The sequence below is a fragment of the Corynebacterium ciconiae DSM 44920 genome (genome assembly GCF_030440575.1).
Classification (GTDB): Bacteria; Actinomycetota; Actinomycetes; order Mycobacteriales; family Mycobacteriaceae; genus Corynebacterium; species Corynebacterium ciconiae.
On the sequence record NZ_CP047189.1, the window covers coordinates 402,092 to 416,435 of the forward strand.

12 protein-coding genes are annotated in these 14,344 nt (G+C 64.5%); 7 read left to right on the top strand and 5 right to left on the bottom strand.

Going from position 1 to position 14,344, the window contains the following annotated elements; genetic code table 11:
- Window positions 1–18 precede the first annotated feature (18 nt).
- Both CCICO_RS01740 and CCICO_RS01745 read right to left on the bottom strand, forming a co-directional pair.
- Window positions 19–705 carry a metal-dependent transcriptional regulator gene (locus CCICO_RS01740; protein ID WP_018018735.1) on the bottom strand — a complete coding sequence of 229 codons (687 nt, stop codon included), beginning with the start codon at window positions 703–705 and terminating at the stop codon, window positions 19–21.
- An 86-nt stretch (window positions 706–791) separates the two neighbouring features.
- Window positions 792–1,454 carry an SHOCT domain-containing protein gene (locus CCICO_RS01745; RefSeq protein ID WP_018018736.1) on the bottom strand — a complete coding sequence of 221 codons (663 nt, stop codon included), beginning with the start codon at window positions 1,452–1,454 and terminating at the stop codon, window positions 792–794.
- A 286-nt stretch (window positions 1,455–1,740) separates the two neighbouring features.
- Here CCICO_RS01745 and eccB point away from each other — a divergent pair, with 286 nt between their 5' ends.
- The gene (gene eccB, locus CCICO_RS01750) at window positions 1,741–3,066 is read left to right on the top strand and encodes a type VII secretion protein EccB (RefSeq protein WP_018018737.1); all 1,326 of its coding nucleotides are present in this window, start codon (window positions 1,741–1,743) and stop codon (window positions 3,064–3,066) included.
- A 32-nt stretch (window positions 3,067–3,098) separates the two neighbouring features.
- Here the strand turns inward: eccB and CCICO_RS01755 are convergent, their stop codons facing one another.
- Together CCICO_RS01755 and eccD are read right to left on the bottom strand one after the other, a co-directional pair.
- Complete coding sequence (locus CCICO_RS01755) at window positions 3,099–4,313, bottom strand: S8 family serine peptidase (protein WP_018018738.1); 1,215 nt, start codon at window positions 4,311–4,313, stop codon at window positions 3,099–3,101.
- A 3-nt stretch (window positions 4,314–4,316) separates the two neighbouring features.
- Window positions 4,317–5,744 (bottom strand): type VII secretion integral membrane protein EccD, encoded by a 1,428-nt coding sequence (gene eccD / locus CCICO_RS01760; protein WP_018018739.1) that lies wholly within the window; start codon window positions 5,742–5,744, stop codon window positions 4,317–4,319.
- Between the two features lie 386 nt (window positions 5,745–6,130).
- Here eccD and eccCa point away from each other — a divergent pair, with 386 nt between their 5' ends.
- From eccCa to CCICO_RS01780, 4 genes are all read left to right on the top strand, one after another.
- Window positions 6,131–9,829, top strand: a complete 3,699-nt coding sequence (gene eccCa / locus CCICO_RS01765) for a type VII secretion protein EccCa (RefSeq protein ID WP_018018740.1) — start codon at window positions 6,131–6,133, stop codon at window positions 9,827–9,829.
- A 1-nt stretch (window position 9,830) separates the two neighbouring features.
- A complete protein-coding gene (locus CCICO_RS01770) occupies window positions 9,831–10,910 on the top strand; it encodes a type VII secretion-associated protein (protein ID WP_018018741.1) in 1,080 nt (359 codons plus the stop codon).
- 202 nt (window positions 10,911–11,112) lie between these two features.
- Entirely contained in the window at window positions 11,113–11,427 is a 315-nt protein-coding gene (locus CCICO_RS01775) for a WXG100 family type VII secretion target (protein ID WP_018018742.1), read from the top strand.
- Window positions 11,428–11,502: 75 nt separating this feature from the next.
- A complete protein-coding gene (locus CCICO_RS01780; RefSeq protein WP_018018743.1) occupies window positions 11,503–11,790 on the top strand; it encodes a WXG100 family type VII secretion target in 288 nt (95 codons plus the stop codon).
- 394 nt (window positions 11,791–12,184) lie between these two features.
- Here the strand turns inward: CCICO_RS01780 and CCICO_RS01785 are convergent, their stop codons facing one another.
- Window positions 12,185–12,868 (bottom strand): SDR family oxidoreductase, encoded by a 684-nt coding sequence (locus CCICO_RS01785; RefSeq protein WP_018018744.1) that lies wholly within the window; start codon window positions 12,866–12,868, stop codon window positions 12,185–12,187.
- A 435-nt stretch (window positions 12,869–13,303) separates the two neighbouring features.
- On the opposite strand from CCICO_RS01785, the gene rplM reads away from it, so the two are divergent.
- Window positions 13,304–13,747: a 50S ribosomal protein L13 gene (gene rplM, locus CCICO_RS01790; RefSeq protein WP_018018745.1), complete on the top strand. Its 444-nt coding sequence runs from the start codon at window positions 13,304–13,306 to the stop codon at window positions 13,745–13,747.
- Window positions 13,744–14,292, top strand: coding sequence for a 30S ribosomal protein S9 (rpsI, locus tag CCICO_RS01795; RefSeq protein ID WP_018018746.1), 549 nt, complete (start codon window positions 13,744–13,746; stop codon window positions 14,290–14,292). Before rplM ends, rpsI begins: the two co-directional genes overlap by 4 nt.
- Window positions 14,293–14,344 lie beyond the last annotated feature (52 nt).

A 14,344-nucleotide genomic window follows, 5' to 3' on the forward strand; every position in this document is an offset into this window, starting at 1 on the left:
CCGTATCGCGCAGCGGTGTTATTGCCCTGGTTGCGAGGGAATGGCGAAGATGGACTCCGCAATGGTGGTGCTGATGGTGAGTTCTACGTGGCCGTTGTCCGGAGTGATAGTGATCGACTCGCTAAAAGGTGGCCCTTCACTAACGCGCACCCGCGTATCTAGGCCGATGTTATGGTTGGCCAAGTATTGCAAAAGCTCAGGGTCATCATCAGCGATACGGGCAATGCTGACCACAGACTCCGGTTCGCATCTCGCCAGAGACACCGCAGGTGGACGGTGAATAGCGCCCTGTGCAGTGGGAATCGGATCGCCGTGCGGGTCTCGTTGGGGATGGCCGAGATGCTCATCGAGCCTTTCGATCATCAGGTCGCTCACCACATGCTCGAGAGCATCCGCTTCGAGATCGACCTGTTCCCAGCGATATCCCAACGTGTCCACAAGAAAGGTTTCGATCAGCCGGTGCCGCCGCACCATGGCTAGCGCGTATTCCCTGCCTTGGTCTGTGAGGGTGACTGCAGAGTAGCGAGAATGCTCCACCAGCCCAGCGTCGCTAAGCTTGCGCAACGCGTCCGAGACCGTGGACTTTTTCACCCCAGCCTTGTCCGCAATCATGCCTGTGGTCACGGGCTCCGTGCTCCACTCGCTCAGCCCCCAGATGATCTTCACATAATTTTGGGTGCTGGCAGATAGGGAGCTCACAGTCATGGCTTCAGATTACCCGCACACCCCACCTACTTAGCCATCACACCAGTCCATGCACCGTGGGAATACGCTGTGGGGCTATCGCTGCTCTACAGGCCCAGTGCCTTGGCTTTTGCGGCGGCGAATTCCTCGTCGGAGAGAATTCCCTGAGCACGAAGATCTGCGAGTTTCTTAATCTGTTCCATGCTTTCATCCAGGTTAGAGGCCTCGGCGGAGGTGTGGGACGCGGAGGTGGGCTGAGCTGCGGACCCCTGACGCTTCCGGATGATCTCCTTCAAGGGTTCGAAGTCCTGGGAGGATTTTTCGAGCTGAATCATCTGGGCGTTAGACCAGAGGCTGATCCAGCATCCTCGCAGATTTCGACCGAGGTCAATGCGATCAATCGCACTATAGGGCAGCTCGACATGAGCGAAGTTAAGCGACTTCGTGTAGGCAATAAAAATCCGAGCCTCCGTGGCGACGAGAATGCTTGTGATCCCCGACTCCGCCTCCTTCGCAATAGCGGCGAAAAGTACCTCTTCGCCGTCTCGGAGGACCTGCGCACCCTGCGCAATGACGATTCCCTCCGTGCTGCGCTCAATGGCGGAAAGATGCTGACTGATGATCTTTGAGTTGGTGCGAAGGCGTTTGTGCTCGTCGATCTCAGCATCGACTTTTGAGCCGAGCTTTTCCACCATCGATCCCACAAGGTTGGTGGTGCGTCCCTCGGTCGAAGAGGGAGTCTGGGCAGATGAGCGCCTAAAAATACCCATAGTGTTTCTCCACAAGATGGTTGATGTATCCAACCTCTTTACAATAGCGAGCAGACCCTCATGGGGCGGGGCATTCTCAGTCCGGCAGATCGGTGGTGTAGCTCACACCGCTCGCTCTGCGCGGTAGTGGTGCACGGTTTAGAGTGAGGGAAGCGTCGTACAGCATGCGAAGCTAGATTAGGCCTCGCGTTTCACGCTCGCCGTCGGGGGACGTCGGCGACAGGTGTAGCTGATGTGCGCACGCTGTAGCTCAACAGTCTTTTTTGGGGGAGGAGTCTGGTGCCACATGGGTGAGCACTCTGATAAGCATCATCATCCGCTGCGGGCGATATTGCAGCCCACGACGCAAGCGCAGGTGAGCGGCTATAAGTTTTTGCTGCGTCGCGCTGAACATGGGGTGGTGATGGGTGATATACGTATGATCCACGATCCGCTCGGCGCTAGGAAGAAGGCGCTCGCCTTCGGCGCCGCTGCGGCGCTGGTAGTGGGGTTGGGGGCGGGCGCGATGGCTGTGTTTTCGCCCCAGCGCGATCCCGGTGAGGTGCCGATCATGGTGGCAGAGTCGGGAGCGCTGTTTGTGCGCTCGGAGGATGGTCTTCATCCGGTAACCAACCTCGCCTCGGCGCGGCTGGTGGTGGGTGAAGCCGCCACCCCGGCGCGCGTCTCGGATTCGGTGTTGGCCTCGCAGCGTTTTGCCCACGAGGTGGGTATTGGTTTAGCGCCCTCGGCCTTGGCGGAGTCGGCCCCCGAGCAGCCGCTGGTGGCCTGCCATGAGGTGGTCAGCGATGAGCTGCACGTGGGCGCGGGCATTGGCTACCGGCCGTTGGCTGAATCGGAGGCCTTTGTGGCGCGGGATGATCGTGGCACGGAGTGGCTGGTGACATCGCTGGGGCGGCGCCGGTTGCCCTCGGCTAGCGATGAGCTGGGTGCGGCGACTCGGCAGGTACTGGGGATTGATCGTTCCACCCCGGTGGTGGACACGTCGAGGGCCTGGCTGAATACGGTGCATGCGCTGCCTGACTTTGTGCTGCCCGCAGCTCCGTGGGAGATCGCGGATGTGGGAGATGCGGCCTATTTGATGCGCCGCGAGGGGCTCATTGAGCTCACGCCCACCCAGCGCGACATTCTCGTGCAGCTGGGGGCAGATAGCCGCCGCCGCACTCGGGAGCAGTTGGAGGGGTATAGCGATAGTGATGCGCAGTTGCAGTTGCTGCGGCGAGAATATGAGCTTATCGACGCTCCGTTTATCGGTGCGCCAGAGGGGCATCCGGTGGCGGTGTGTTCAGCTGGTACGCAGCGCGGGCCTGGGGTGCGCGCGGCGGCGGTGGAGGGATCGATTCCTGTGCTGGGGGCGCACGCCACCCACTATCGGCCGGCGTATGAGGATGAGCACCGCTCGGGCTTGGCCTTTGGGGTGGATACCGCCGAGGGCACGCATGTGATCTCCGAGGCGGGGCGTCGGCACGCGGTGCCGTCGGGGCGGGAGCTGGCGGTGCTAGGCATCGAGTCCACCACTGCGGCATCGTGGCCGGTGGTCTCTCTGTTGCCACAAGGCGAGGCCCTGTCTTTTGAAGCGGCTCGCTCTCCTGCACATCGCCCCGCCCAGGACTAGCTCCGAGGCGGCGGGGATGTACCTGTGGAGTTTTAGGTGCTGGGCCCGGCGCGCCAGCCGCGGATGATGGCGCGCACGGCGATAACCGCGAGGGCTAAGCCTGCCATCATGGCCACGCGGCCGCGGGTGGGATCGGCCTCTGCGGTGGTGACGGTGATGCTCCGCTGGGTCTCGTCGGGCAGGGTGGTGGTTTCGAGATGGGTGAGGGCGTGGTGGATGTCGAAGCTGCCGCGGGCGGGATCAGCGGCAGCGGCTAGCCGCTGCCGAATCTCGGCGGGGCTGGTGTGTGGTTGCTGCTGAAGCATCAGCGCCACGGTCCCAGACACCACGGGCGCGGCGAAGCTGGTGCCGAGGTACTGGCGCAGCTGCTGGTTGTCTGCATATACCCCTGTGGCCAGTCCGGATCCGGTTGAGCTGAGCGCTACCGGCACATCACCGTCGGCGCTGAGGCGCAGCCCCGTGGAGTCCGAGGCGGGCAGCGCGTAGTCGGCGAGGCCACGCGCCGGGCGGTCCACCGCGCTCACTGAAATCACCGTTGGGAGATGCGCGGGATACACCACATCTCCGGGCGAGCAATTCTCTGAGGTGTTGCCGGCGGCAGCCACTATTACTACGCCGTTCTCTTCGGCGCGCTGTACGGCTGCCACGAGGTCACGGGTGTTGAGTGTCGCCGCGTCGGCGGGTGAGACGCAGGAGACCACCGACACGTTGATCACTGCTGCCTCGGCGTCGAGGGCGGCGTGGATAGCCTCGGCTAGATTCGCGAGATTGCCTGCGGTTTCGTGCTGCGGGCTACGGTAGTGGGCGCTGGTTTGGCGAACGCTGAGGATCTCCGCATCGGGGGCGATGCCCACCAACTCATCCTGGTCGGGATCGGCGCGCATGCCGATGATGCCCGCCACCACGGTGCCGTGAGAGTCGCAGTCGATATCTGCCCGTGGATGATCGGGGCTGACCATATCCGCGTGGGGGCTCATGTGCAGCCGAGGATGCGCCGCCACGCCGGTGTCCACCACGGCGACTTTCACCCCGTAGCCGGTGGCGTGTGCATGCGTGGCGCGCAGCGCGCGGGAGCGCCGCGTGGCCTTATCCCAGGCGGCGCGATCGGCCGCCGCGGCGCCGAGTGCCACCGGTTCGGCGCAGGCAATGGATGGAGGCTGAGGTTCCGGAGGTTCTTGGGCGGTGGCAGTGGGGCAGCAGCCGATTGCCAGCGCGGCAGTACCTAGTAGGCGATAGAGGCGATACATCGCCTACCACCCCCACGCGCGGATAGCGGCGAATACGCCCATGAGGTGCGCAGACAGCGGAAGAATGGCGGCTAGGGCGATGTGCTCAACCCGTTCGAGCCGGCGCTGCCAGGTGGGCTCCATGCTGCCAAGCACCCCGGTGAGCAGCGGGGCCGCCCCTGCTGCTGCGAGTGCGGCGCCGGCGATCACCAGCGGCCAGATAATCCACGCACCCTGCCCCGCAAGATCCGCGGTAGCCAGGCGCAGAGAGCACAGCGCGAGTGCCGCCACGCAGGCGCAGCTCGAGGCCCACAGCGCCCACATGCTCCACACATCGTGATGGCGGGCGGCATGCACTACCAGCGCGCCCGCGGTGCAGGCGATCAGCGCGAGAGCGAAACCATCGGCGCGGTGTGCAAGCACCACCACAAGCGGTGCGAGCACCACGGTGAGCCCCAGATAGAACCCGCCCATGATGTGTGCCGTGGTGCGGGCCTTCTTCTCCGGCTCGGCGATCAGGTGATCCGCCACCTCTAGGTCTTGGCCCGCTGAGGGGATCAGCGGCACCCGCAGCCCAGCGGTCTTGAGTGCCACGGACGGTGCGGTGCTGATCGCAATCATCGCTGCGGCGATGGTGCCGGCGCTGGCTGCCGTCCATGCCCCCACACCGGTCAGAAGCCCGCCGCACAGGGCCACCAGCGCCGCCACGGTGATAGCCGCCGCACAGTGCCTGGTGTGTATCGCCTTTGCGCCAAGCGCCGTGGCCGCGGCGATACCACCGGCGGCAGCCACCAGCGCCCAGCCGGCGGCGGATGGAGAGCCCCAGACGGTGAGAAGACTTCTTTGGCTCACCGCGCTCGCCGCCGCCACCGCAGCGCTGAGCTGGGCGATCGCCACATAGCAGGCCGTGGCCTCTGCGCTGAGTCGGCGTCGTGCGCGCATGACCACGCCGCAGGCGCCCACGGCGAGACTGGCGCACCACCACGCCACCGCTGTAGCGCTCAGGGGCGCGGCCACGGCACCAAGGCTCAGTACAAGTCCCGCCACCAACAAGGGAAGAGTGTCGAGACCGCGGCGGGATGGGGTGCTGGCGGCGTCGGCAAGCGCATGGGCGGCATCCTTGACCACGGGCGCGGCGTGCTGCTCGTAGGGTGCAAGCACCAACACACCGCCGTGCAGGAAGGGCACGCTGTGCAGCGGGCGGGTGGCGTCGATAGGCACCCCCGCGGCGGTACGGCCCTGCCATGGAACGCTGATCGTTGGGGCATCCAACAGGTCCAGAACCTCGTCTAGAACCTCCGCGAGCGAGGAGCGCGGCGGCAACACAATATCGAGTTGGCGGTTGCGGTCGGGCTGCTCCGGCACCTGCAAACGAATAGTGGTGGTAACGGCCGTGGTAGCCGGGCGCGGCTCGGCAAGCGGCGCCGGTGATGCAGGAAGTGACACGGTCATAAAAAATCATTCCCCCTGATGAATAGATGCGTGATCACGCCCATGAGAAGAGAGAGCAAGAAACTCGCCTGCACCAGCGAGCGCCTCAACAACGACGCTGCGGTGCGGCTGCGGTGGTTCCCCCGAACCACATCCCCCTTAACCCCCACGGGGTGCTAACTCAATACCGCAGGCTCTGAAGGAGTTGGCCTGCAGCACCCACCAGCTTGGCTTAGGATCAGTGCCGTGTCCACTCGAGAGCACCCGCCTTGGGTGCCAGCACCGCCGAGTACCTAAGGCCAGCTAGCTCGAGGGGCGAGAGAAACAACGCCGCCGGCGCGGGGATGGGGGACATACCTGCGCGCCGGGGCGAGACCACAGCCACTGCTATGGGGGGAGTTTGAACTATGGCTGTCGCATATCCGCAGGCAGTAGAAGAAACCAAGGCGATCGAGAGAATCGCGGCGCCGCCGCTGCCCAGTGGCAGCATCCAGCCCGAGGCCGTGCCGGAGGCCCAGACTCGGCAGCCAGTGCCGCTGGTGCGGATCATCATTCCGGTGGTGATGGTGCTGGCCATGGTGGGCATGGTCGCACTGATGCTCACCGGAGATCGGCAGCTCAATCCCATGATGCTGCTCTTTCCGCTCATGATGGGCGCCTCCATGCTCGCGATGTTTATGCCCCAGGGCGGAGACGATACCGATGAGACTCGGCGCACCTATCTGCGTCACCTCTCGCACATACGGCGCGCCGCGCTGAATAACGCCGCTGCCCAACGCGCCCACGAGCTGCACCGGCACCCCGATCCGAAAGCGCTGTACTCGGCAGCCAGCTCGCCGCGGCTATGGGAGCGCAGCCTCGGTGATCCGGATGTGGGTGAAATACGCATTGGTCTCGGCACCACGGCGCTGTGCACCCCGATCGAGCTGCACACCATCAACGCCACCGAGGATCTCGACCCAGTGTGCGCTGTGGCGTTGCGCCACGTCGTGACCGCCGTAGACGCGGTGCCGGCCATGCCACTGGTGGTGCAGGTGGGCTCGTTCAGCGTGCTCTCCCTCCACGGGGAGAAAGCCCGAGGGCTAGCCCGAGCGATCATCGCCCAACTGGTCTTCCACCACGGACCCGAGGCCATGGGGATCGAGGTGCTCAGCGGCCCGCGGCCGAAAGCCACCGCAGCGCACAACAGTGAGCAACACACCGCGCAGTCTGACTCCACGCGCTCCGCCGAGGCTGCGGCCGAGAATGAGTGGCAGTGGCTGAAATGGCTACCGCACACCCGCACCCCCAGCGAGGCCGCCTGCCGGGTGCTCATTGTGGATGTCGACGATTCCGAGCAACCCGCCCACGTGGTGGGCTCCACCCGCTGGGATCTCATCATCGCCATCGATGTTCACCCCGCCACCCCGCTCTACGAGGCGGCCTATAACGACGGGCTGATTCTGCGCGCTGGCGCCAACCTCGAGGTGGTGATCGTCGGCGGCGATGAGACTATTGGGCTTCCCGATACGCTCAGCATCGCCGAGGCCACCAGCCTGGCCAAAGCCCTGCACCCCTACGACAGGCCCGAACGCCACAACACCGGGGTATCGGGGGAGCTTCTGCCGCTGCTGGGTTATCACGAGCTCGAGCATCTGCGAGCCGAAACCCTGTGGGCGCCGCGCGCGCCGGGCGACCCCACCCGGCTGAACGTGCCCATTGGGGTAGGCAGCGACGGCCAGCCGCTGCTGCTCGACATCAAAGAGTCCGCCCACGGCGGAGTAGGCCCACACGGGCTGTGCATCGGCGCCACCGGCTCCGGCAAATCCGAGCTGCTGCGCACCCTCGTGGTGTCTCTCGCGCTCAGTCACTCCCCAGCGGAGCTGAACTTTGTGCTGGTGGACTTCAAAGGCGGAGCCACCTTCCTCGGCCTCGATGGCCTGCCGCACACCTCCGCGGTAATCACCAACCTCAACGACGAGGCCGAACTCGTTGAGCGCATGAGCGACGCCATCTCGGGAGAGATGAACCGCCGCCAGGAAGTTCTCCGCGCAGCTGGCAATGTGCCCAATGTCGATGCCTTCAATGCCGCGGCTGCAGCCAACGGCACCGAGCCCATGCCGGCGCTGGTGATCGTGATCGACGAGTTCTCGGAACTTCTGGGCCAACACCCGGATTTCGCTGACCTCTTCGCCGCAGTCGGTCGCCTCGGGCGTTCGCTGCACATTCACCTGCTGCTCGCCAGTCAGCGTCTCGAGGAGGGGCGGCTGCGTGGCCTCGATTCTCATCTGAGTTACCGCATTGGCCTCCGCACATTCTCGGCCATGGAATCGTGCCAAGTGTTGGGCGTGCCAGACGCCTATGAGTTGCCGAATCAACCCGGCCGCGGCTTCATCAAATCCGATGCCGCCCAGGTACGCGGCTTCCAGGCCAGCTATGTCTCCGGTCCCGTCAGCGCCAGCACCGGCTCGGGCGGGGATGCGATTATGCGGGTCGGCCGCTTCGATACTCGCGCCGATACCGTGCCCGAGCGCGGTCTGCCCAGCGCGAGCGCCAGCGAGGAGCACACCGGATCGGCCGCGCAGTCGCTGGTGGATCTCACCGTGGAGATCACCACCGCCCGCGCCGCTCAATTGGGGATGTCGGCGCACAAGGTGTGGCTGGATCCGCTGCCGGCGGCCATCCCACTCGGCGGGGTAGTAGAAGACATCGGCGAGTTGCGGGCGCCGGTCGGGGTGATCGATCGCCCCTATGAGCAGCGCCAAGATCCTTTCGTGGTGGATTTTAACGGTCAAAACGGGCATCTCGCCGTGTGCGGCGGGCCCCAAACAGGCAAGACCACCATGTTGCGCAGTATCGCCACCGCGCTCGCCTCCACCCACAGCACGACGACGCTGCGCTTCTATGCGCTGGATCTCGGCGGCGGTGGGCTGGCCAGCTTGGATCGACTGCCGCACACCGCTGGGGTGGCCGGGCGTGAGAACGAAGAAACCATTGCACGGGTGGTGGATGAGGTACTCGGCTTCATCGACGAGCCGGAACAACGCCACACATTTCTGCTTATCGACGGCTGGCAGGCGCTCACCACCGACTTCGAGGAGCTCACCCCAGGCCTGCAGCGCATCGCCAGCGAGGGGCTGGCGGCTCGCGTGCACCTCGTGATAGCCACCTCCCGCTGGACCGCGCTGCGCCCCTCGGTGCGGGATCTCATCGGCCAGCGCTACGAGCTGCGCCTGCCTGAGCCCATGGACTCGGTGATCGATCGCCGCCGCCAGGAAAAACTGCCCGCCCTGCCCGGGCGCGGGCTGAACGCGGTAGGGGAGAACATCCTCATCGCCCAGTCCAGCGCCCAAGACATCGCCCATGTGGCCCGCCAGAGCGAGGACGCCGGCATGGTGGCCGTTCCGGCTCTGAAAACCCTGCCGCACCATTTGCCGGCAACGAGCCTGCCCACCAGCGACGAGGTGGTGCTCGGTGTGGGTGGTTCCAGGCTGGAGCCGGTGGTGGTGGACTTCACCGACACCCAGCACCTGGTGGCCTTGGGCAATAAGGGCTGCGGCAAATCCCAGCTTCTGCGGGTAGTGGGGCGCCAGCTGGCGCAGCTGCCCCGCGAGCAGGCCCGACTGCTGGTGATCGATCACCGCCGGCGCCACCTCGGGGCTTTCGAGGAAGAGATGCTTGCCGGTTACAGCGGCGCAGCCGAGACCAGCCGCAACCTCATAAGCGAGCTGTGCACCACACTGAGCCAGCGTCTGCCGAGTGAAGACATCACCCCGCAGCAGCTGCTACAGCGATCCTGGTGGAGCGGGCCTGAGCTCTATGTGCTCATCGACGACGCCGAACTATTGCCCCCAGGTCTCGTAAATCCACTCGCGCCCTTGATCCCGCACGCCGCCGATATTGGCCTGCACGTGATCTACGCCCGCAAATCTGGCGGTGCTTCCCGCGCCTTCTACTCACCGGGGCTCGCCGAGATCAAGGACTCCTCCCCGATGATGCTGCTTTTCGACGCTGACAAGGACGAAGGCCCGCTCTTCGGGGCGAAACCGACCCCGCTTCCACCTGGTCGCGCCCAATTGATACGCGGCGGCACCAGCGAAGGACTGATCCAGATGGTGAGTGACTAACATGCAGCCGCGTTGGGAAATATCCATCACCGAGGCCGTGACCATCGTGGTGAACGCCGCCACCGCCGAGTCACACTACTTTTATGATCTCGGCTCCTCCGCCCTGTGTGAACCGGAGCGAGCCCGCGAGCTTGTGGACCAAGTGCGAGACTGTGCCGGTAGCCACTGGCCACACGTGGAGGTTGTGATCGATGCCGATGACACCCCAGCCGAGCGGGTGCTCGAGCACTGCCACGCCGCCGGCGTCCGGGCCTGGCGCTACGGCGAGAGCCCACCTGCGGCGCCCACCCCGCGCAGAAACCTGCCGCGGCCCGGCGCTCTCGGCCGCACCGAGCCTCCGCACCCGCCCACAACCGCCTCAACGGGCGAGCAGAGGGAGCATGCTCAGCCTCCGCGTTCGCTGCGCCGGCGTTCCCTCCGCGGCTCGGCGGCAGCCCAGCTTTGGGAACGGGTCAATCTATTTAGCGTGGGAATAGTTGCCGTGGTGCTGCTGGTGGTGGGGGTGAGCTGGTGGTCAACAAGACAGTCGCTGGATCCCGCGCCGGTGAGTGCTCGGGCAGAACCGAGCAGCGCTGATGCCCCGTCGCCGGTGGGCGAGAATGACGGCGAGGAGGCGTCGACAAGCGCAGATGCTCCGCAAGAGAGCGTGGTGGAGCTTGGGCCGGTGCGGGTGCGCACACCGGGAGGGTTTCAGATCGTTGATCGTGGGGACGGTAGCTTCCAGCTCAGCGGCGCCGATCCTGATCTGCGCATCATTATCTCTTTCGATGAGGTCTACTCGGTGGATCCAGCGGCGGTGATCGCCGAGGTGGAGGCGATGGTGGCGGTGGATGAGACGCTCCGCACCGAGCCGGCGGTGTTTGCCCGCCACGGGCAGCCAGTGCACACCAGCTATGTAGAGGAGCCAGGGGATGGCTCGGTGGTGCGCTGGATCAGTTGGGTGGAGCACGGCAGTTTAGTGAGCGTGGGATGCCATTCTCGGGGTGAGCCGAGCCATGCCCACACCGCGAGTTGTCGCATGGCGGTCGACAGCCTTGAACGGCGCGAGACCGGCACGGGGGAGGGGGAGAAAATTTTTTAGAGCCATCGGGGGAACCTCAGCTACTGGCAGAAACGTCTATATCCCATGAAGCCACTTGGTTTCACCATCACAGGGGGATTGTGAGGACCATTCGGGGGACCATCGCATCCGATCACTGTGTTGTCCAATTCTCTACACATTCGGCAGCAGTCGCTGCCGTTTACGCACACCGGATTTACATAGACCTCTCAAAGGAGCAGAAATGTCTGGGCTTTTTCGCACAGAATCACAAACCATGGTCGCCACCGCGGGAAAGGTGGATCAGACTAACCACGACGTTCAGGCTGAGCTCGCTAGGCTGCGCGGCACCGTCGATGCCATCGGCGGTAGCTGGCAGGGCAGTGCGCAGCTGGCCTTCACCAATCTCATGAGTCGCTGGGACGCCTCGGCTAGGCAGCTGCAGGAGGCGCTGAGCTCCATTTCGGAGAACATCCGCGCTAACGCCCGCGCCTTCGATGTGTCCGAAGCGGATAACGAAAGCGCGTTCCGCCAAGTCGGCGGCGGCCTGGCGCTGTAGCGCTCTAGCGGTCGACCGCATCGCACCATCCCGCAAAGTTACAAGCAGTACTACCTAGAAAGGCCTATGCCAGCAATGGACACTATTCGCTATCAATTCGGCGCCATCAGCCAAGCAGCTGAGGACATTCGCGCCACTTCCGCCAAGATCAATGCCAACCTCGAGCAGCTCAAAGCCCAGATTGCGCCGATGACCGCAGCGTGGGAGGGCGAATCCTCCTCCGCCTATCAGGAGGCGCAGCGCGCCTGGGATGCCGCCGCGCTGGAGATCAACACCATTTTGAACACCATCTCCCGCACGGTCGCCGAGGGCAATGAGCGCATGAGCGACGTCAATCGACGCGCCGCCGCCAGCTGGAGCTAACACTGTGAAAAACGATCACGCCCACGCCGGCTCATAGCCCTGCGTGGGCGTGAAACCCCGTACCACGAAGAGTCGTATCCACCGGTTCTACGGCGCAGCAGCCGGTAGGAGAGTGTGTGCCCGTGGCACCCCCGCAGCATCAGTTGTCTGTAGTCCATTGTCCACCCACTAGGGACGCCAACCATGCCTCTCCAGCGGCGTAGCCTCGAGCCGGCACTGTCGAAGCAGTGCAGATACACGCACACCCCGGAAGCACCATCGGTGTGCTCGCACGTAGAGATACCTGCGGGCCGGTGCCGCCGGGGTGTGCGCCTGTGCGCAGTGCCTCCTGCTCGCCGCGAAGCGCTGGGGAGCTGCGAGTTTCGAGGCAATGCGCGAGCGGCTAGGCGAGCGGTTAGGCGATATCCGAGTATTCCTCTGGCACATCGGCCACCGCCTCGGTGATGGGGGTGGAGCCATCAACAAAGGGGATCACGCGCCGGATCGTGGCCGGCTGATCCAGCACGGCGGCAGCCACCTTGGCGACGGTGCCGCGGGAGGTATCAGGCGAGACCCCCTCGCCGAGCGGAGTGACCCGCACGGTATCCGCTGCCGGCTCATCGCTGAGGGTGCCGGGGCCTAGGATGGTCCACTCCAACTCGGTTCCCACCAAGTGGGTATCGGCCGCTAGCTTGGCCACTGCGTAATCGTAGAGCGGATGATCCTTCGGGATCTGCAGCGGCGAGCGGGAGCCATTGAACGAGACCATCACATACCGCCGCACCCCTGCGGCGTGAGCCGCGTCCATGCTGCGGATAGCCGCATCTCGATCCACGGCATAGGTGCGCTGCGCGCCACCCTTGCCGCCGGCGCCGGCCGACCACACCACTGCATCGGCGCCGCTAAGTGCCGCGGTGAGCTCTTCGGTGCTGGCATGTTCCACATCCACCACCACTGGGCGTGCACCGGCGGCCTCGACATCGGCTGCGTGCTCCGGATTGCGGATCAAGGAGGTCACGCTGTCGCCGCGCTCCTTGAGAAGAGGAGCAAGCTTGAGTGCGATCTGCCCGTGGCCACCAATAATCACGATGTGAGACATAAACAATTCTCCTTAAACAATGACGTGTCGTGTTGTGTCCCTCAGGGAAGACGCCGCGCCAACTGAAGCGTTGGGCATCTCCTCATGGCAGCACTAACGGCAGTAGCGGGCGAACTATTCCAGCCGCATCCCATCGCTGGGTTTTTCTTGGAGCCACAGGCGGCTGCTCCAGCCAGCTGCCCAGCCAGCCGTCCAGCCAGCCGCGGGCTAGCGTAGGTGACTGGCTGTGCGAGAGAGTTTGCGCAGCATAAGGGAGAGAAGCTAAACTGCATTCTTCGTGTGTACTCACACCTATCGCGCCTGCCCTTTTATTGAAGAGGTTTCCAGGCGGGGAGGCTGAGTACTGATATCGCGGGTCTCCACCGGCCGCCGCGCTATCGCTTGACTGACACGCTTGGCTGGCAGCTAGCAGAATAGACTTTGAAAGGTTTTGCATTGTCTACTTATCACCCGAAGAGCGGTGACATCACCCGCAAGTGGTATGTCATCGACGCCACTGACGTGGTGCTGGGTCGCCTGGCAGTGACCGCCGCAGGCCTCCTGCGCGGCAAGGGCAAGCCCCAGTTCGCACCGAACGTCGACTGTGGCGACCACGTCATCATCATCAATGCTGACAAGGTTGCTGTTTCCTCCAACAAGCGCGAGCGCGAGTTCCGCTACCGTCACTCCGGCTACCCGGGTGGTCTGAAGACCATGACCCTGGGTCGCTCCCTCGAGCTGCACCCGGAGCGCGTTGTGTTCGAGTCCGTTGAGGGCATGATGCCGCACAACCGTCTCTCCCGCGCCTCGGTGAAGAAGCTTCACGTCTTCGCCGGCTCCGAGCACCCGTATGCAGCCCAGAAGCCCGAGACCTTCGAGATCAAGCAGGTGGCCCAGTGACCGAACAGAATCAGAACGAATCCCAGGTAGCCTCCGCTGAGGACATCGCTGCAGCGCAGGCCGCAACCGAAGAGTTCACCAACACCATCGGTGACTCCCTCGTGGACGAGTCCGCCGAGACCGCCGAGGCTCCCGCAGCCGAGGGTCCGGCCGACCTCAGCCAGCCGATCCAGACCGTTGGTCGCCGTAAGCGCGCCGTCGCCCGCGTCACCATGACCCAGGGCACCGGCAAGATCACCGTCAACGGCCGTGACTTCGAGGAGTACTTCCCCTCCAAGCTGAACCAGCAGGACATCAAGACCCCGCTGACTCTGCTGGAGCGCGAGGGCCAGTTTGACATCCGCGCCCGCATTTCCGGTGGCGGCCCCACCGGTCAGTCCGGTGCTATGCGTCTGGCTATCGCCCGCGCCCTCAACGAGTACAACCCGGCTGAGCGCAAGGTGCTGAAGAAGGCTGGCCTTCTCACCCGTGACGCCCGTGCCGTAGAGCGCAAGAAGGCAGGTCTGCACAAGGCCCGTCGTGCTCCTCAGTACTCCAAGCGTTAAACACACGCTCTATATGGTTCAATGCCCGTGGCTTATATGCCACGGGCATTGC

What these genes read in the sequence shown, in the direction of transcription:
- CCICO_RS01740 (WP_018018735.1), bottom strand. Translation starts at nt 705, where the DNA reads ATGACTGTGAGCTCCCTATCTGCCAGCACCCAAAATTATGTGAAGATC.
- CCICO_RS01745 (WP_018018736.1), bottom strand. Translation starts at nt 1,454, where the DNA reads ATGGGTATTTTTAGGCGCTCATCTGCCCAGACTCCCTCTTCGACCGAG.
- eccB (WP_018018737.1), top strand. Translation starts at nt 1,741, where the DNA reads ATGGGTGAGCACTCTGATAAGCATCATCATCCGCTGCGGGCGATATTG.
- CCICO_RS01755 (WP_018018738.1), bottom strand. Translation starts at nt 4,313, where the DNA reads ATGTATCGCCTCTATCGCCTACTAGGTACTGCCGCGCTGGCAATCGGC.
- eccD (WP_018018739.1), bottom strand. Translation starts at nt 5,744, where the DNA reads ATGACCGTGTCACTTCCTGCATCACCGGCGCCGCTTGCCGAGCCGCGC.
- eccCa (WP_018018740.1), top strand. Translation starts at nt 6,131, where the DNA reads ATGGCTGTCGCATATCCGCAGGCAGTAGAAGAAACCAAGGCGATCGAG.
- CCICO_RS01770 (WP_018018741.1), top strand. Translation starts at nt 9,831, where the DNA reads ATGCAGCCGCGTTGGGAAATATCCATCACCGAGGCCGTGACCATCGTG.
- CCICO_RS01775 (WP_018018742.1), top strand. Translation starts at nt 11,113, where the DNA reads ATGTCTGGGCTTTTTCGCACAGAATCACAAACCATGGTCGCCACCGCG.
- CCICO_RS01780 (WP_018018743.1), top strand. Translation starts at nt 11,503, where the DNA reads ATGGACACTATTCGCTATCAATTCGGCGCCATCAGCCAAGCAGCTGAG.
- CCICO_RS01785 (WP_018018744.1), bottom strand. Translation starts at nt 12,868, where the DNA reads ATGTCTCACATCGTGATTATTGGTGGCCACGGGCAGATCGCACTCAAG.